The organism is Labrenzia sp. 011 (genome assembly GCF_003075075.1).
Classification (GTDB): Bacteria; Pseudomonadota; Alphaproteobacteria; order Rhizobiales; family Stappiaceae; genus Roseibium.
In genome coordinates, this window is sequence record NZ_QCYM01000006.1 from 148,114 (window position 1) to 164,503 (window position 16,390).

General features: G+C 62.0%; 17 protein-coding genes. 13 read left to right on the forward strand and 4 right to left on the reverse strand.

All coding sequences use genetic code 11. The features are described from left to right. Positions 1-88 precede the first annotated feature (88 nt). The 5 genes from DCO57_RS09245 to DCO57_RS09265 all read left to right on the forward strand — a co-directional run bounded on the left by DCO57_RS09245 (position 89) and on the right by DCO57_RS09265 (position 3,613). Positions 89-970 (forward strand): 3-hydroxybutyryl-CoA dehydrogenase, encoded by an 882-nt coding sequence (locus tag DCO57_RS09245; RefSeq protein WP_116698589.1) that lies wholly within the window; start codon positions 89-91, stop codon positions 968-970. A gap of 15 nt (positions 971-985) precedes the next feature. After that, positions 986-2,482: a class I adenylate-forming enzyme family protein gene (locus DCO57_RS09250; RefSeq protein WP_116698590.1), complete on the forward strand. Its 1,497-nt coding sequence runs from the start codon at positions 986-988 to the stop codon at positions 2,480-2,482. 76 nt (positions 2,483-2,558) lie between these two features. Further along, a complete protein-coding gene (locus DCO57_RS09255; protein ID WP_116698591.1) occupies positions 2,559-2,762 on the forward strand; it encodes a hypothetical protein in 204 nt (67 codons plus the stop codon). Between the two features lie 294 nt (positions 2,763-3,056). Then, a complete protein-coding gene (locus tag DCO57_RS23265) occupies positions 3,057-3,323 on the forward strand; it encodes a hypothetical protein (protein WP_133192648.1) in 267 nt (88 codons plus the stop codon). 83 nt (positions 3,324-3,406) lie between these two features. Further along, the gene (locus DCO57_RS09265; protein WP_116698593.1) at positions 3,407-3,613 is read left to right on the forward strand and encodes a hypothetical protein; all 207 of its coding nucleotides are present in this window, start codon (positions 3,407-3,409) and stop codon (positions 3,611-3,613) included. Positions 3,614-3,708: 95 nt separating this feature from the next. Here the strand turns inward: DCO57_RS09265 and DCO57_RS09270 are convergent, their stop codons facing one another. Further along, positions 3,709-4,371: a TlpA disulfide reductase family protein gene (locus DCO57_RS09270; RefSeq protein ID WP_116698594.1), complete on the reverse strand. Its 663-nt coding sequence runs from the start codon at positions 4,369-4,371 to the stop codon at positions 3,709-3,711. A 42-nt stretch (positions 4,372-4,413) separates the two neighbouring features. Here DCO57_RS09270 and argH point away from each other — a divergent pair, with 42 nt between their 5' ends. The 4 genes from argH (at position 4,414) to DCO57_RS09290 (ending at position 10,186) form a co-directional block, all read left to right on the forward strand. Beyond that, a complete protein-coding gene (gene argH, locus DCO57_RS09275) occupies positions 4,414-5,799 on the forward strand; it encodes an argininosuccinate lyase (RefSeq protein WP_116698595.1) in 1,386 nt (461 codons plus the stop codon). 104 nt (positions 5,800-5,903) lie between these two features. After that, positions 5,904-6,107 carry a lipoprotein gene (locus tag DCO57_RS09280; RefSeq protein WP_205756118.1) on the forward strand — a complete coding sequence of 68 codons (204 nt, stop codon included), beginning with the start codon at positions 5,904-5,906 and terminating at the stop codon, positions 6,105-6,107. 83 nt (positions 6,108-6,190) lie between these two features. Then, on the forward strand, positions 6,191-7,465 hold the full coding sequence (lysA, locus tag DCO57_RS09285; RefSeq protein ID WP_116698597.1) for a diaminopimelate decarboxylase: 1,275 nt from the start codon (positions 6,191-6,193) through the stop codon (positions 7,463-7,465). A 138-nt stretch (positions 7,466-7,603) separates the two neighbouring features. Beyond that, entirely contained in the window at positions 7,604-10,186 is a 2,583-nt protein-coding gene (locus tag DCO57_RS09290) for a TIGR02302 family protein (RefSeq protein WP_208977864.1), read from the forward strand. 188 nt (positions 10,187-10,374) lie between these two features. Here DCO57_RS09290 and DCO57_RS09295 read toward each other — a convergent pair whose 3' ends face one another. The 3 genes from DCO57_RS09295 to DCO57_RS09305 are packed head-to-tail and all read right to left on the reverse strand — an operon-like array spanning position 10,375 to position 12,280. Next, positions 10,375-10,770 (reverse strand): response regulator, encoded by a 396-nt coding sequence (locus DCO57_RS09295; RefSeq protein WP_116698598.1) that lies wholly within the window; start codon positions 10,768-10,770, stop codon positions 10,375-10,377. A gap of 2 nt (positions 10,771-10,772) precedes the next feature. Beyond that, a complete protein-coding gene (gene hpt / locus DCO57_RS09300; protein ID WP_116698599.1) occupies positions 10,773-11,336 on the reverse strand; it encodes a hypoxanthine phosphoribosyltransferase in 564 nt (187 codons plus the stop codon). Positions 11,337-11,338: 2 nt separating this feature from the next. After that, a complete protein-coding gene (locus tag DCO57_RS09305) occupies positions 11,339-12,280 on the reverse strand; it encodes a zinc-ribbon domain-containing protein (protein ID WP_116698600.1) in 942 nt (313 codons plus the stop codon). A 568-nt stretch (positions 12,281-12,848) separates the two neighbouring features. Between DCO57_RS09305 and ftsE the strand changes: the two genes are divergently transcribed. From ftsE to DCO57_RS09330, 4 genes are all read left to right on the forward strand, one after another. Continuing rightward, the gene (gene ftsE, locus DCO57_RS09315) at positions 12,849-13,508 is read left to right on the forward strand and encodes a cell division ATP-binding protein FtsE (RefSeq protein ID WP_116698602.1); all 660 of its coding nucleotides are present in this window, start codon (positions 12,849-12,851) and stop codon (positions 13,506-13,508) included. A 7-nt stretch (positions 13,509-13,515) separates the two neighbouring features. Continuing rightward, positions 13,516-14,556 carry an ABC transporter permease gene (locus DCO57_RS09320; protein ID WP_116698603.1) on the forward strand — a complete coding sequence of 347 codons (1,041 nt, stop codon included), beginning with the start codon at positions 13,516-13,518 and terminating at the stop codon, positions 14,554-14,556. A 234-nt stretch (positions 14,557-14,790) separates the two neighbouring features. Next, entirely contained in the window at positions 14,791-15,519 is a 729-nt protein-coding gene (locus tag DCO57_RS09325; RefSeq protein ID WP_116698604.1) for a YdcF family protein, read from the forward strand. Positions 15,520-15,595: 76 nt separating this feature from the next. Further along, complete coding sequence (locus tag DCO57_RS09330) at positions 15,596-16,384, forward strand: lysophospholipid acyltransferase family protein (RefSeq protein WP_116698605.1); 789 nt, start codon at positions 15,596-15,598, stop codon at positions 16,382-16,384. The last annotated feature ends 6 nt before the right edge of the window (positions 16,385-16,390 follow it).

A 16,390-nucleotide genomic window follows, 5' to 3' on the forward strand; every position in this document is an offset into this window, starting at 1 on the left:
TGCTGTTCGGCGCAAGACTTGTCAAAAATAGCCCAAACCGGCGGGCAGGCCGGCAAGCGGGTATTTTTCAGAAGATCGGATTCTCAGGATGGCTGTCGAAATCAAAAAAGTCGGCATTATTGGTTCGGGTCAAATGGGCAGCGGTATCGCGCATGTATGCGCGCTTGCCGGCTACGAGGTCGCCCTGAGCGACATATCCATGGAGCGGATCGAGTCGGGACTGGCCTCGATCAACGGCAACATGGCGCGTCAGGTTTCCAAGTCGCTGATCACCGAGGAAACGAGAAAGGCGGCCCTCGACCGGATCAAGCCGGCCGAGGATCTCGATCTCGTTAGCGATGCCGACCTGGTGATCGAATCGGCGGTGGAGAACGAGCAGGTCAAGCGGAAGATCTTTTCCCAGCTCTGCCCGATCCTGAAGCCGGAAGCCATTCTGGCAACCAACACCTCGTCGATCTCCATCACCCGTCTTGCCGCGTCCACCGACCGGCCCGAGCGCTTCATCGGCATCCATTTCATGAATCCGGTTCCCCTGATGGAACTCGTGGAACTGGTTCGCGGCATCGCGACCGAGGACGAGACCTTCGAGGCCTCGAAGGAATTCTGCGACCGGCTGGGCAAGCAGGTCGCGGTCGCCGAGGATTTCCCGGGCTTCATGGTCAACCGGATCCTCCTGCCGATGATCAACGAAGCGATCTACGTGCTGTATGAAGGTGTCGGGTCGGTCGAGTCGATCGACAAGGCCATGCGGCTCGGGGCGAACCATCCCATGGGCCCGCTGCAGCTGGCGGATTTCATCGGCCTGGACACCTGCCTGTCGATCATGCAGGTGCTGTACGAAGGCCTGGCGGACACGAAATACCGCCCCTGTCCGCTGCTGGTGAAATATGTCGAGGCGGGCTGGCTCGGACGCAAGACCCAGCGCGGTTTCTATGATTACCGGGGCGAGACACCGGTCCCGACGCGCTAGACCTGAAAAATTCCGATGAATCTTGCCCGGTACTGTCTGACCCGCGCTGCCGCCGATCCGGGCAAGACGGCGCTGGAAGTGGTCGGTCCGGGCGGGGAGATTCTCGAAAGCCTCACCTTCGGGACGCTTGCAAGATCGGTGCTGTCCGTTGCCGCAGGGCTTGCGGATGCCGGGCTTCAGGCCGGGGACCGGGTTCTGCTGCGCATCGGCCATTCGAGCGATTTTCCGCTGCTGTTTTTCGGTGCGATCGCCGGCGGATTCGTGCCGGTGCCCACTTCCGCCCTGCTGACATCCGGTGAAACCGAAGCGATCCTGAGGGATTGCGGCGCGGCGATGGTGCTGCATGACGGCGATACGGCGCTGCCGGTGAGCCACGACGTTCCCTTCCTGGGGCCGGCGGAGATCGAGGCGCTGAAACGTTGCGCTCCCGCGGGTTTCGCCGACACCGGCCGGGACGATCCGGCCTTTCTGATCTATACCTCCGGAACCAGCGGCACCCCGAAAGGGGTCCTGCATGCGCATCGGGCGGCTGCGGCCCGTGCGCCGATGTACCAGGGCTGGTACGGCATCTCCTCCAGCGACCGGCTGCTGCATGCGGGTGCCTTCAACTGGACCTACACGCTCGGCGTCGGGCTGATGGATCCCTGGGCGAATGGTGCGACCAGCATCGTCTATGACGGTCCCCGGGACCCGGAGGTCTGGCCGCAGATCATGGAGGCCAGCCGGGCCAGCCTCTTTGCCGCCGTTCCGAGTCTCTACCGGCGGATCCTGAAATACGGGGCCGTCTCGCGGGACGCGTTTCCAGCACTGCGGCACGGGCTGACCGCCGGGGAAGCGTTGCCGGCAGCGCTCTATCGCGACTGGACCGCGCAGACCGGCCGGGATCTTTTTGAAGCGCTCGGCATGAGCGAGATTTCGACCTATCTGTCCAGCGGTCCGGATGTGCCGGTGAAACCGGGATCACCGGGCAAGCCCCAGTGCGGGCGCAAGGTGGCCATCCTTGCGGAAGATCCCGGATCCGGCGCGGATTTCGCGGCGCCTGAGGAGACGGGGCTGCTGGCCATCCACCGTGACGAGCCCGGGCTGATGCTGGGATACTGGAACCGGCCGGAGGAGACGGCGGCGGCGTTCCGGGGCGACTGGTTCCTGACCGGGGACCGGGCCCGCCGGGACGCGGACGGCTATTACTGGTACGAAGGCCGCTCCGACGATCTCATGAATGCCTTCGGTTACCGGGTCGCGCCGGAGGAAGTGGAGCGGGTTCTGGCGGCGGACCCGCAGGTGCTGGAGGTCGCGGTTACCGCAGTGCCGGTGCGTACGGGGGTGAACCTGGTCACGGCCTTTGTCGTCCCGCGGGACCGGGCCAGCTTCGATGCGGACCGCCTCGCCGCCCACGCGGTCAACGCCCTGGCCGACTACAAGCGCCCGAAGGACTACCGGATCGTCGACCGGCTGCCGCGCACGCCTTCGGGCAAGGTGCGCCGGAAGGCCCTTGGCGAAGATCGGAACTGAAAAGGTAAGCCTTTGTTAACGCTTGCTTAAGAGCTGAAAGCTAGGGTCACATGGCAATCAGGGAAACTCATTCGCCATGGACAGCGTCGGAATTGCCAGCAGCTATGTTGCCATGACCCAGGCCCAGACGGGCCAGGCGCTGCAGTCTGCAATGATGAAAATGGCGGCCGAGCAGGACGCCGGTCTGGTTGCTCTTCTGCAGGAAGGGGCCGAAAATCTTCAGTCGGTCTCGGGAACACCCCCTGCAGGTCTCGGCACGCAGGTCGATGTGACGGCCTGAGGCCTTGTCTTTCTTCCAATTCTTAACGACGGGCCCTGTCGCGGGTCTATCAGACGGTCTTTGCCTGCCTTCAGCCATGTCACTGCGATATGAACGAAGGGCGAAGATGCGTTGAACGTGTTTTGATTTTCAGAGCAACTTCAAGATTATGTTCGGTAATACTTAAAAGTTTACATAAATTATTTGCTTCAAATAAACAGACGTGAAATCAAGTCGGGAATTTGATTTCAAAATTTACCTTTGAATTCAGCTATCTGGGGCAAGATATCCTTTGAACGAATTTCAGGGATTGGAATGACCATGCCCGCTTCAATAGGGAGTGGAACATCTCAGGTTTTTCAGCCGGCGCCGGATGCGACGCGGACGGAGAAAGCTGCGGCCCGGATGGAAGCGGCCAAGGTCAGGCAGTCTGAAGCCGTGGCCGAAACGGTCAAACGTCAGGCCGATTTCAGTTCCAGTCGCGCAGAACTCCTGTCCCGGCAGGCCGAGCAGATGGAAAATCGTGTCCAGTCCCAGAACCCCGGGAAAGGGATCGGCGGTCAGGTCGATATTACAGTCTGAAGCCTCCTGTTCCCGATTGAACACAGGATGGTCCAGAAAAGCAAAACCGGGTGAGGTCCTCATCCAACAAGGGAGTAGGCTCCATGGCGAGCATATCCGAAACGTCTTCTTCTGCCGCCTATAGCGCTGCCGACACGCGCAGCCAGCTTGCAGCAAATGCCATCCGCGACCAGAATGCGGAGGAACGCCAGGTGGCCAGCCGTCTCGACGAGGCGCAGGAAAGCGAGCAGACCCGTCGTGAAGCCCGCAAGATACCGGGTCTGGGCGAGGCGGTCGATATTTCGGTCTGACCTACCGGGAAGCGCCGATCATATCGTTCGGCCAGACCGGCTGCAGTCGCCGCATCCCGGCATGACATTCGATTTTTCGGAAAACCGGCGTGCCTTCAGCCCGCCGGTTTTTTTACCACGCTCTGAACAAGGGCTTTCGCCTCGCCCGAGGCCCACTCTGCGGGGCCATACATGGTTCCTATCTCGCAGCCTTCCGGGCTGACCAGGATTGTCGTCGGCAGGCCTGTCGCACGGGCAACCTTTTTCAAGTCCTTCAGTATCCCGTTCGAACTGTCCTGATAGTAGGTCAGGTGGCTGACGCCGATCTCCTCGAGAAATGCCGTGGGTTTGTCCGGTCCGCCGCGGTCCAGGTTGACTGCGACCACTTCGAAGCTGTCATCGCCCATGTCTGCCTGAAGCCGGTCCAGGGCCGGCATTTCCTTGCGGCACGGCGCGCACCAGGTCGCCCACAGATTGAGAAGAATGGTCTTGTCGCCGAAGTCGGCAAGGCTCATCTGCGCGCCGTCCGGCCCCGAAAAGGTCAGCTTCCCGAGTTCGAGCGGCTGACTTGCGGGCAGGAAAGCGGCCACTTCACCGGTGGCATAGGGCTTGGCCAGGGCTGCGGTTTCCAGGGTGGCCGAGCAGGTTTCGGCGCTTGCAATATTGCCATCGGGACCGGCGATCACGTATAGAGCCGCTACAGCGGCCACGGCGCCTGCAAGCCCGGCGACCAGAATGCCACGTCCGGAGCGTTTTGCGGGTTCGGTTGGTTTCGTCATTCGTTCACACCTCGCAAGAGGCGCCTCTTTAAGGGACAGGACATGAGCAATCGCATGTGGGGAGGCCGGTTCGCCGAAGGACCGGACGCCATCATGGAGGAAATCAACGCCTCCATTGACTACGACCGGAAGCTATATAAGCAAGACATCGACGGCTCGAAAGCCCACGTGCGCATGCTCGCCGAAAAAGACATCGTGACGCGGGACGATGCCGACAAGATCGTTCAAGGTCTAGACACAATCCTGTCAGAGATCGAAAACGGCACATTCGTCTTTTCCCGGGCGCTGGAAGACATTCACATGAATATCGAGGCCCGGCTTGCCGAACTGGTCGGTCCAGCGGCGGGGCGTCTGCACACCGCGCGCTCCAGAAACGACCAGGTGGCCACCGACTTCCGCCTCTGGGTCCGGGACACCCTGGACACCCTGGACGATCAGCTGAGCGAGCTGATGCAGGTGCTTGCCGAAAAGGCGGAAACCCACGCGGGCGATGTCATGCCCGGTTTCACGCATCTGCAGTCCGCCCAGCCGGTCACCTTCGGACATCACCTGCTGGCCTATGTGGAAATGTTCTCCCGCGACCGGGGCCGGGTGCGCGATGCGCGCCGGCGCATGAACGAATGCCCGCTCGGCGCCGCGGCGCTGGCCGGCACGTCCTTTCCGATCGACCGCAAGATGACCGCCGACACCCTGGGCTTCGACCGGCCGTCGGCGAATTCGCTGGACGCGGTCTCGGACCGGGATTTCGTCATCGAGGCGCTTGCCGCGGCCTCGCTTTCCGCGATGCATCTCTCCCGCCTTGCCGAAGAGATCGTCATCTGGTGTTCGGCGCAGTTCGGTTTCGTCAAACTGTCGGACAAGTTCTCGACCGGTTCCTCCATCATGCCGCAGAAGAAAAATCCGGACGCGGCGGAGCTGGTGCGCGCCAAGACCGGCCGGATCTACGGGTCCCTTCAGGCACTGCTGGTGATGATGAAGGGCCTGCCGCTCGCCTATTCCAAGGACATGCAGGAAGACAAGGAACAGGCGTTCGACGGTCTTGCCAGCATTTCCCTGGCGCTTGCGGCCATGACCGGCATGGTGCGGGACCTGGAGCCGGTGACGAAGACCATGAAGAAGGCGGCCGGCTCAGGCTATTCCACCGCGACGGATCTGGCGGACTGGCTTGTGCGGGTGCTCGGCCTGCCCTTCCGGGAGGCCCATCACGTCACCGGGCGGATCGTCGCGCTGGCCGTTGAACGCAATATCGAGCTGCACAAGATCCCGCTGGAGGACATGCAGGCGGTGGAGCCGAAAATCAATGCGGAGATCTTCTCGGTGCTTTCCGTCGACAAGTCGGTCCGCAGCCGCACCAGCTACGGCGGCACCTCGCCGGTCAATGTGCGCAAACAGGCACGCCGCTGGCTGAAAGAGCTGTCGAAGGGGTGAGCGGCATTCAATCCTGGCGTGGGACGGCGGAGCGCGCTTGCCGAATTCCGCCTGTCATGCGAGGAGAGGAGCGGTAAGGGTTTGCGAAAAGGGCACGGATGGTCATGAATTCCCGGTTAAAAGTTTTGGCGCTGCTCGGTCTTTGCCTGGGCCTGACCCTGGCCGGCTGCGGGCGAAAGGGCTCGCTGGACAATCCCGGCTCCCCGGAACCGCCGCAAGGGACTGCCGCAGATCCGGCGGCCAGCGCCGTCCCGCCGCAGGAACCGCAGAGCGATCAGTCGTTCTTCCTCGATTTCCTGATCAATTAAGGTCCTCTGAGCCGTCAGAGCTTCCAGTCGCGTCGCCCGTTTCCACGAGAAAACGGGCCGATCCATCCGCACGAGGGTATCCTTTGCATCACTTCGCCCATAAAAACGGTGCGCTTCATGCCGAAGACGTGGCGATCGAGGAGATCGCCCGGGAAGTCGGCACGCCGTTCTATTGCTATTCCACGGCGACACTGACCCGGCATTACCAGGTCTTCGCCTCCGCCTTCGACGATATTCCGTCGCTGGTCTGCTATGCGATGAAGGCCAATTCGAACCAGGCCGTGCTGAAAACGCTGGCGGACCTTGGTGCGGGAATGGATGTCGTTTCGGAAGGCGAATTGCGCCGGGCGCGGGCGGCGGGTGTGCCAGCCGGCAAGATCGTTTTTTCCGGTGTGGGAAAAACCGAGGCTGAGCAGGCCTATGCGCTTGAAGAAGACATTCTCTGCTTCAATGTGGAATCCGAGCCCGAGTTGCGGCAGCTGTCGCGGGTCGCCAGCGAGATGGGCAGGACCGCGCGCATATCCATGCGCATCAATCCGGATGTGGATGCCAGAACCCACGCCAAGATCGCCACAGGCAAGGCGGAGAACAAGTTCGGCATTCCCTGGCAGCGGGCGCAGGAGGCTTATGCGGAAGCGGCCGGCCTGCCCGGACTGAAAGTCACCGGCATAGACATGCATATCGGTTCGCAGATCACCGAGCTGGAACCGTTCGACCAGGCATTTGCCCGGCTGGGGGAGCTGATTTCCGGCTTGCGGGCGCAAGGGCACCAGATCGATCACGTCGATCTCGGCGGCGGGCTCGGCATTCCCTATGTCACCGACAACGAACCGCCGCCGCATCCGGATGCCTATGCGCAGGTGGTCAAGAAGCATGTGCGGGAACTGGACTGCAAGGTGATGTTCGAGCCGGGCCGCATGATCGCCGGCAACGCGGGCATCCTGGTGACCAGCGTCATCTATGTGAAGGAAGGTGCGGACAAGACCTTCGTGATCGTGGACGGCGCGATGAACGATCTCATCCGGCCCACCCTTTACGAAGCCTATCATGAGGTGCGCCCGGTTCGCGAAAACGCGGAGGAAAGCGGTCGAATCAAGGCGGATATCGTCGGTCCGGTCTGCGAAACGGGCGATTTCCTCGCCCAGAACCGCGACATGGCAAGGGTGAATGCTGGGGATATGTTGGCGGTCTATTCCGCCGGCGCCTACGGGGCGGTTCAGTCCAGCACCTATAATTCCCGGCTGCTGGTGCCGGAAGTCCTCGTAAACGCTGATCAATTCGCCGTTGTCCGGCCGAGGACCAGCTATGAAGACCTGCTCGGACTCGACCGCATTCCGGACTGGCTCAAGGGTTCGTGACCGAAACTTCTGCCAATTAATTGATTGAACAGGTTGCCGCACAGGCTCCTTTGCCTCACCTTGTTGTCTGGTGGGCAGGTCCTGCGGGCTGCGCTTTCAAGAAGAGCGGCATTTGCGGGATACGAACCGGAGGTGCTCTTGAGCGCGAACGACAGCCAGCAGGATATCAACGGCCCGGAAACGTCCGGGTCCGGCGCGCGCCGGAATTTCATCAGAAGCCGTCTGGAGACGCTTGTCCGGCACAGCCGCACGGTCCTGTTCGTGGAACGCTTGTGGCGGGCGCTGCTGCCGGTTCTCGTGGTTGCCGGTGTGTTCGTCGGCCTGTCCTGGCTCGGCCTCTGGCTGATGCTTCCCGCCTGGGCGGGACTTGCGGGCGTGATCTGTTTTGCTATCGCCGGAATCTGGGCCGCCAAGGACCTGTTCCGGCTTTCCTGGCCCACGCGCGACGAGGCGCTGGCCCGTGTCGAAAAGGCGTCGGGCACTGTGCACCGGCCCCTGTCCACCCTTGAAGACGATCTTTCGGTCGGCGCGGAGAACCCGGAAAGCCGGGCCATCTGGGCGTTGCATCTTCGCCGGACGGCGGAGGCCGTCGCCGCAATCCGCTCCAGGGGACCGGATCCCAAGGCCTATCGCCGCGACCCGTGGGCGCTGCGGGTGCTGGCGGCCTGTCTGCTGGTCATCGGATTTGCCACCGCGAGCGGCGACCATCTGGGGCGTGTCGTCTCCGCCTTCCAGAATCCGTTCAAGACAGTGGAAGCGCCGAGCCGGCTCGATGCCTGGGTGACCCCTCCTTTCTACACCAGCGAAGCGCCCATCTATCTGACCGGAGAAAGCGCGCAGCTGCGGGAACCGGGAACGCCCGTGTCCGTTCCCGAAGGCTCGGTCCTGGTCGTCAGGACGCAGGGCGCTCAAGAACTGTCGATGACCTTCGCCGGCGCCGATGACGCGGAACCGCGGGTCATTCAGCCGGAAGAGAGCGATGATACGGAGGATCCGGCACTGCGCAAGCTTCTGCCGGTCGAGCGGCGCCTCAGGCTGGAAACCACTGGAATTGTCGAGCTTCTGAACGGCGATGAGCCGATGATGAGCTTCGTCTTTGCGGTCCGTCCGGACCATGCGCCGGAAATCCGGCTGACCGACGATCCGGAGGAACAGCTTAGCGGGGCGTTGAAATTTTCCTATCTGGTGAACGACGACTATGGTGTCGTGTCCGCCGAGGCCCGCATTTCGCCGGTGCCCGACCCGCAACACGGGGACCGCGTCGCTCGGCCGCTGGTCGAGGCTCCGGTCTTTCCCCTGTCGTTGCCGGCGCGTGCGGGCACCGCCAAGACGGCGGAGACCATCCGCGATCTGACATCCCATCCCTGGGCCGGGTCGGAGGTGGATCTGACCCTGCTGGCCCGGGACCAGGCAGATCAGGAGGGGCTGTCGTCCGCCTACCGGATCACCCTGCCCCAGCGCCGGTTCAGCAAGCCGCTGGCTCGCGCGGTCGTTGAACAGCGCCGCAATCTGGCGCTCGATGCGCAAAATCATCCGCAGGTCATCACCGCCTTTGACGCATTGCTGCTCGCGCCTGAAATGTTCGACTACAAGGCGCGCGACTATCTCGGCATGCGGTTCGCCTATGGCGAGCTGACAGAGGCGCATACGGATGAGGAGCTGACGGCGCTTCTGCCGCTTCTGTGGGATCTTGCGCTGTCGATCGAGGACGGCGACCTGTCGGAAGCCGAACGCAAGCTGAGAGACGCTCAGGAGGCCTTGCGCAAGGCTCTCGAGGACGGTGCGAGTGACGAGGAGATCGCCAAGCTCACCCAGGACGTCCGGGAGGCCCTTCAGGAATTCATGCAGGCGCTTGCCGAGCAGATGCGGCAGAATCCCCAGGTGATGCAGAATTTCGAAAGCAACCAGCAGACGCTCAGTCAGCAGGATCTGAGCGAAATGCTGGACAGGATCGAGGAGCTGGCGCGCACGGGGTCCCGGGACGCGGCCCGGGAGCTTCTGGCGCAGATGCAGCGGATGCTGGAAAATCTCCAGGCCGGCCGGCCGCAGATGTCGCCGAATGCCATGTCGAGCGAAATGATGGAAATGCTCAACCAGCTCGGCGAGATGATCCAGCGGCAACAGCAGCTCATGGACGACACGCACCGGTTCAATCAGGACCAGCAGCAGCAAGGGCAACAGCAGCAGGGACAGCAGGGTGAGAGCCAGCAGGGTCAGGGGGAACAACTGACCATGGAACAGCTGGAGCAGATGCTGCAGCAGCTTCAGCAGGGCCAGGGCGACCTTGCTCAGCAGCTCGAGCAGCTCATGGAGCAGCTCGGCCAGAACGGCATGGGTCAGAACGAGGCGCTGGGCGAAGCGGGCGACTCCATGGGCCAGGCGCAGGACTCGCTGGGTAAAGGTCAGGGCCAGCAGGCGCTCGGTCAGCAGGGCAGCGCCCTGGATGCCCTCAGACGCGGGGCGCAGGGCCTGAGCGAACAGATGATGGGACAGGGAGAAGGAATGGGCGCTTCGAACGGTCCCTCGCCGCTTGACGAGGATCCGCTCGGCCGACCGCGCCGTACCGAAGGTCCTGATTACAACAACCGGGTGCGCATTCCAGATGAAATCGACGTCCAGAGGGCCAGACGCATTCTGGAAGAACTCCGCCGCCGCTTTTCCGATCCGTCCCGTCCGAAGCTGGAACTGGACTATCTGGAACGGTTGCTGAAGCGCTATTGATCCGGGGTCGTTCGTCCGTTCCGGTCAGTAGCGTGACTGCGTCCGCCCACGGTTTCAGGAGCTCAGGTCCGTGCGCATGGGCGATTCAGTCTCGAGTCTCTTCCCGCCCTTTGCCCACGACACAAAAAACCCGTCGGAACAGATTGTCCGGGCGGGGATTGTTATCCTGCGGAGCTTCTGTCCGGATGTCAGGCGTAGCGGCGGGTCTCCTGCACGGTCTCTCCGGCGATGGCGCCGCGCACGGCCTTGCGGATATCGGCGAGCGAAAACGGCTTGGTGACCACGTCATGAACCAGCGAGTCCAGCCCGTTCGCCCGTTCCCGCTGATCCGCGAAACCGGTCATCAGCAGGATGGGCATGCGCGGATAGTCGCGCGCGGCCTGAAGCGCGAGCGCGATACCGTCCATGACCGGCATCTTGATGTCGGACAGAAGAAGATCATATCCGCCCTTGTCGCGGGTCAGGATCTCCACCGCTTCACCGCCGTCTTCGGCTGCCTCGACGCTGTGTCCGTCAAGTTCCAGGGCCCGCTTCACGAAGCTGCGGACCGCTTCATCGTCTTCCGTTAGAAGAATGCGAGCCATGCTCACTCCCCCGTCTTGCCGGCTTCTGCGACCTCATCTGAGGCAACGACGTATCCGATATAGGGCAACTGCCGCCAAGCATGACCCATATCCATACCATATCCGACCACAAACTTATCTGGACAGGCAAAACCCACATAGTCGGCAGATATGGCAGCTTTGCGGCGCTCCGGTTTGTCGAGCAACGCTGCGATTTTTACGGAGCGGGCGCCGCGGTTGACGAGCCGCTCGCGTGCGAAAGCGAGCGTGCGGCCTGATTCGAGGATATCATCCACCAAAATGATATCCCGGCCGTTAACGTCACTTTCGACATCGCGCAAAACACGGATGGTCTCCGAACCTTCCGTCCCGGCGCCGTAGGACGACAGGTGAATGAATTCCATTTCCGGTTGGAGGCCAGCCCTGTGCATTGCCCGGACGAGATCCGCGGCGAAGATGAAGCTGCCCTTCAGCACCGCGACGACCAGCAGGTCGCTCGGCTTTCCCTCCGCGATTTCCTCGGCGAGCGAGGCAACCCGCAAGGCAATGGCGTCTTCATCGAACAATGTGAGAATGTTGGCGGTCATGGTCACTCTAGAACTATCTGTTTGTTGCCGCGATTGACAAACCGGACCTGGATATCCGTCGCCCCCACGGGGGGGTCGGTCAGGATGGTTCTGAATCTGGTTTCATCAAGGGCGTTTAAGGACGTGGTGCGGGGCTCCACGGTCCAGGCGTAGACTTCCTGCAGGTCGCCGCTGCGAATGGCAAGGCGGACCGCGGGAACAACATTCGTTTCGTCGAGCAGGTTGCGGATCGACCCTTCGACCACCAGCACCCGGTTGCCGTCCTCGACCTCGGTGAAGGTCCTCAGGTTCCTGAATTCCAGGCCGCGCAGGTTGACGTCGAAGCCGATCATCTGGAAAAGGCTGGCGAGATCGGGAGACTGCTTGACGATATTGTCCCGCATCAGGACGAACAGGATGCAGGCGACCAGGGCAATGCCGAACAGGGCAAATCCTCCCAGACGCCGGAAATTGCGCCGGAAGAGCCAGTTGATTACCGCGCTGACATGGTCTCGGCGAAACTTGTCCGGATTGACGATGATCTTGGGACGCTTGGCGTGCGTTTCGACATCGTTGCTGCCGTCATCGGCCTCTTCGTCCTGCAGATCGGCTGCGAACTTGCGTTCGTCGGCTGCGACAAGGGGCGGCGGGGGCGGTGCGACGGGGGGAATATCCTTTTTTGCCGCGACCAGGCTGTCCGCTGCGTCCCCGGGAAGGGTGCTGCCGACATCTTCCTCGGCGTCGGCGGTCCAGTCGGCTTCCTCGGCCGTGTCCGCGACATCTTCCGGAACGGGAGTGGCGTCTTCCTCGTCCGGGATCTCGAAACCTATCGGGCCCTCTTCGACGTCGGGAGACACGAACCAGCGATTGCCGCATTTGGCGCACTTCACACTGCGTCCTTCCGGACCGAGTGCCTCTGCACCGATCTCGTAGGACGTACTGCAGTCCGGACATTTGATCTTCATTCGTGAAGACCTCTCGTCATGGCGTGCTCACACGGTTCGTTCATCGACATCACCTGCCTCATGGAATTCACAGGAAAGCAGGTTGTTTCCCTTCAGGTGCCGGATCATCCTGTCTCCGTCCGGCAGGACGCGACCGGCTCCGGATCGCCGGGCCAGACTTACGGTTATCATGATTGGAGCGCGGATCGGTCCTCAATTGAAGAAAAGCACAGGAAAGTGCGGTTGTTTGGCGTCAATTCCGGCAGAGGCATGGCCTTCGGCGGATGAAAGCGTGCAAGGAAGGGCGCGGACCCGGAATCCGGGGCGCCGTGGTGCAATGGAGGCTTCACGGGTTGCGCATGGTGCGGTATGCCTTGCATGGTCTATCCGCGCGCTCCTCAACGGGTCCTGTTTCATGCGGCGGCGGCGCTCTCCGTCGTCCTGTCGGGGCGGCCCGGCCGGCAGGAAATACTGGACAAGGACCGGCAAATCCCGCGACGGGGTTTCAGCTGTCCAATGGACCTTTATTTGATTAATGCAACGTTAACGACGAAGCCGTAGCGTCGGTCCATCAACAGGAGTCGCATTTGTGATCCGCTTCGAAAATGTCGGATTGAGATACGGGATGGGTCCCGAGATCCTGCAGGATCTGACGTTTCAGATCGAGCAGCAGTCCTTCCAGTTTCTGACCGGTCCGTCCGGGGCCGGGAAAACCAGCCTGATCAGGCTTCTGTTCATGTCGCTGCGGCCGACGCGCGGCCTGATCAAGGTTTTCAACCGCGATCTGAGCATTATCGAGAAACAGGAACTGCCGAAGCTCCGGCGCAAGATCGGCGTGGTGTTCCAGGATTTCCGCCTGCTGAACCACCTGACGACCTATGAAAATGTCGCCCTGCCGCTGCGGGTTGTCGGCAAGGAGGAGAGCGAGTACCGCTCGGATGTGATCGATCTTCTCAAGTGGGTGGGGCTGGGGGAGCGGATGCATGTCCTGCCCCCGGTGCTGTCCGGCGGAGAAAAACAGCGCGCGGCCATCGCCCGGGCGCTGATCACCCGGCCAGACGTGCTGCTGGCGGACGAGCCGACCGGAAACGTGGATCCGCCGCTGGCCCGCCGCCTGTTGCGTCTTTTCATTGAATTGAACAAACTCGGCACTTCCGTTGTGATTGCAACGCACGATATCACCCTCCTGGAACAGGTGGATGCCCGGCGTATGGTATTGACGGACGGGCGTCTCGCAATCTTTGACTAGGAGGAAAATGGCCCAGTCGGACGACAGCAAGGAAAACCGGGCCGGAGCTGCGGACGTCAAGCCGCCGCGCCGCGTGGAACGTCCGAAACGCCCGAAGCGCAAGTCCGCTCCCAGGCCGAAGGATCCGGAAGCCAGCGATGATGCCCGGCTGCGGCCGGCCGCAGCGATCGTTCCGCCGCAATCGGTTGCCGGCCGCGCGTTGACGCTGGTTGTCGCGATCATGAGCTTTCTCGCCTGTCTGACCGTCGGCGGGGTTTCCATCGTCTGGGACGCCGCGGATGCCTGGCAGAACGACCTCGTGCGCGAAATCACCATCCAGATCCGGCCGACGGAAGGCGTCGACATGCTGCGGGAGATCGACAAGGCGGTGGCTCTGGCCCAGGAGTTTCCCGGCATCGATTCTGTCCGGGCCCTGTCGGATGCGGAGACCAAGGCCCTGCTCGAACCCTGGCTGGGGGACGGCCTGCAACTGGACGGCCTGCCCGTTCCCAGGCTGATCCAGATCACTGTCGGCGATCCGGCCATGTTGAACCTGGAGCAGCTCAGGAACACGGTGTCGCGGAACGTGACGGGGGCGAGTGTCGACGATCATTCCGTCTGGACCTCGCGGCTTTCGGCCATGGCGGGCGCCGTGGTGGCTGCCGGTGTGGCCATCATGGTCCTTGTTCTCAGCTCGATGGTGCTCAGTGTCGTCTTCGCCACGCAGTCGGCCATGGCGGGCAACAAGGATGTGGTTTCGGTGCTACACTTCGTCGGCGCCGAAGACGGCTTCATCGCGCGGGAGTTCCAGAGGCACTTTCTGATGCTCGGCCTGAAGGGCGGCGTGTCGGGGGGCGTTGCCGCGATCCTGTGTTTCGTTGTTTTGGACATGCTGACCCGGGAAGGCTCGGGTCAGGCGGGATCGGATCAGCTGTCGGCGCTTTTCGGCAGCGTATCGGTCAGCCTGCCGGGGTATTTCGGTGTGTTCGGCGTGGTTTTTCTCGTTGCCATCCTGACAGCGCTCACGTCCGGCCTGGCCGTCAAGGCGCATCTTGCCAAGGTGGATTGAACCGGAGAAGCGGTCGGGAAGGTTTTGTTTTGCCGGGTGATATAATGCTTCAAATGTGCACGAAAGCGGGTCAGGATCACGCGAGTTCTTCTGCCGTCCGGGGAGCCCTGCGGCTCTGCCGGGCAATTCGTCTGCCGGACTTGGGTACCGTGAAGACGACCTGCGAAGCGGGCCGAATCGGTGCAATGGATCTCATGCCGCGAAATCGGCCGAATCACTTATCATAGTCGCCAGATGATGCATGCCGACACAACCATAGACCCCGCTCTGGACGATGGTGTTTCCATCGTCAAGGACCGGTGTGCGTCCGCATCTCAGGACAAGGCTTCCACCGCAGAGGCTGACACGGGGTCTTCTACGCGGCGGAAAAGGAGAGTCGGACCGGGCATTCTGATCGGTGCGCTGCTGACGGTCCTGCTGGCCGGAGCCGCCGGCCCCTTCGCGTTGTTTGCCAACAGGATCGCCGGTGTCCAGGTGCCGCATACGGCCAATGCGGATGCGATCGTCGTCCTGACGGGCGGACATGCGCGGGTGAACGAGGCGGTCCGTCTTCTGGAGGAAGGCAGGGCCAACCGCCTGCTGATTTCCGGCGTTCATCCGGGGACGACCCGGGAGCAGCTTGCCGCCGTCACCTCCTCGCGCATGCCCTTGAAAAAAAGCACGGTCGAACTCGACAGAGTGGCGCTCAATACCGCTGGCAACGCGACGGAAACGGCAAGCTGGGTCCGGAAAAACGGCTTTTCCTCGCTGCTGGTCGTCACAAGCGCCTATCACCTGCCGCGAGCCGAGGTGGAATTGTCGGGTGCCCTGCCGGATGTCGAACTTATCGCCTATCCGGTCTTTTCCAAGGACTTGAAACTGGGCGAATGGTACCGGGAGCCGGCAACGATCCGGCTTCTCATGCGTGAATATGTGAAGTATATCGTCGCCCGGCTCCGGTTAACCGTACAGGGCATGGGCTGACAGCCGCCTGACTGCCGCCTTGAACCTTTCCCGGGGCATCTTGCCGCGATCTTGCTGTTCCAGTAATTCAGGTGCCATGCTTCTTTTGCGCTCAACCCTTTTCCAGATCCTGTTTTACATCCTCAATCTGGTGCTGATGATCACGTTTTCTCCGGTTCTGCTGCTGCCGCGCAAATGGGGCTGGTGGGTCGTGCCTGTCTGGTCGAAAGCCCTGCAGCTCCTGATGCGTGTTGTTGCCGGCGTCAGGGTGGAGATTCGCGGACGGGAAAATCTTCCGCAAGGCGGTTTCATCGCCGCGATGAAACATCAGTCGGCGTGGGAAACCGTTGCGCTTATTCCACTGTTTTCCAGTCCGACCTTCATTCTCAAGCGCGAGCTGCGATGGATACCGATCTTCGGCTGGTATACCGCGAAATACCGGCAGATTCCGATCAACCGGGGCAAGCGTTCGGAAGCCCTGGCGGCCATGATGCTGGCGGCCAAGGAAGCCATCGCCGAAGGACGGCAGATCCTGATCTTTCCGGAGGGCACCCGCCGTCCCGCAGGGGCGGAACCCAAATACAAGTTCGGCATCGCCCATCTCTACCGGGATCTGAAATGCGAGGTCGTGCCCATTGCGCATAATGCGGGCCTGTACTGGCCGCGATCTTCCTGGAAGATCTATCCGGGAACGGTGATCGTCGAGATCCTGCCGCCGATCAAACCGGGTCTCCCCGCCGATATCTTTCTTGAACGCATGGTGAGCGAGATAGAAACGGTGAGCGACCGGCTGATCGAGGAAGCACGACGGGCGGAAATCCCCTCGCCGATGCTGGACCAGGTGGACAGGCTCAGGCAGGCTCGTCCTGCCCAGGGTGTGACCTGAATCCAG

Bases quoted from the DNA above. Each gene is read 5' to 3' on its own strand.
- DCO57_RS09280 (WP_205756118.1), top strand. From the start codon at position 5,904: ATGAATTCCCGGTTAAAAGTTTTGGCGCTGCTCGGTCTTTGCCTGGGC.
- DCO57_RS09320 (WP_116698603.1), top strand. From the start codon at position 13,516: ATGGCCCAGTCGGACGACAGCAAGGAAAACCGGGCCGGAGCTGCGGAC.
- hpt (WP_116698599.1), bottom strand. From the start codon at position 11,336: ATGACCGCCAACATTCTCACATTGTTCGATGAAGACGCCATTGCCTTG.
- DCO57_RS09270 (WP_116698594.1), bottom strand. From the start codon at position 4,371: ATGACGAAACCAACCGAACCCGCAAAACGCTCCGGACGTGGCATTCTG.
- argH (WP_116698595.1), top strand. From the start codon at position 4,414: ATGAGCAATCGCATGTGGGGAGGCCGGTTCGCCGAAGGACCGGACGCC.
- DCO57_RS09250 (WP_116698590.1), top strand. From the start codon at position 986: ATGAATCTTGCCCGGTACTGTCTGACCCGCGCTGCCGCCGATCCGGGC.
- DCO57_RS09255 (WP_116698591.1), top strand. From the start codon at position 2,559: ATGGACAGCGTCGGAATTGCCAGCAGCTATGTTGCCATGACCCAGGCC.
- DCO57_RS09295 (WP_116698598.1), bottom strand. From the start codon at position 10,770: ATGGCTCGCATTCTTCTAACGGAAGACGATGAAGCGGTCCGCAGCTTC.
- DCO57_RS09265 (WP_116698593.1), top strand. From the start codon at position 3,407: ATGGCGAGCATATCCGAAACGTCTTCTTCTGCCGCCTATAGCGCTGCC.
- DCO57_RS09330 (WP_116698605.1), top strand. From the start codon at position 15,596: ATGCTTCTTTTGCGCTCAACCCTTTTCCAGATCCTGTTTTACATCCTC.
- DCO57_RS09325 (WP_116698604.1), top strand. From the start codon at position 14,791: ATGATGCATGCCGACACAACCATAGACCCCGCTCTGGACGATGGTGTT.
- DCO57_RS09305 (WP_116698600.1), bottom strand. From the start codon at position 12,280: ATGAAGATCAAATGTCCGGACTGCAGTACGTCCTACGAGATCGGTGCA.
- DCO57_RS23265 (WP_133192648.1), top strand. From the start codon at position 3,057: ATGACCATGCCCGCTTCAATAGGGAGTGGAACATCTCAGGTTTTTCAG.
- DCO57_RS09245 (WP_116698589.1), top strand. From the start codon at position 89: ATGGCTGTCGAAATCAAAAAAGTCGGCATTATTGGTTCGGGTCAAATG.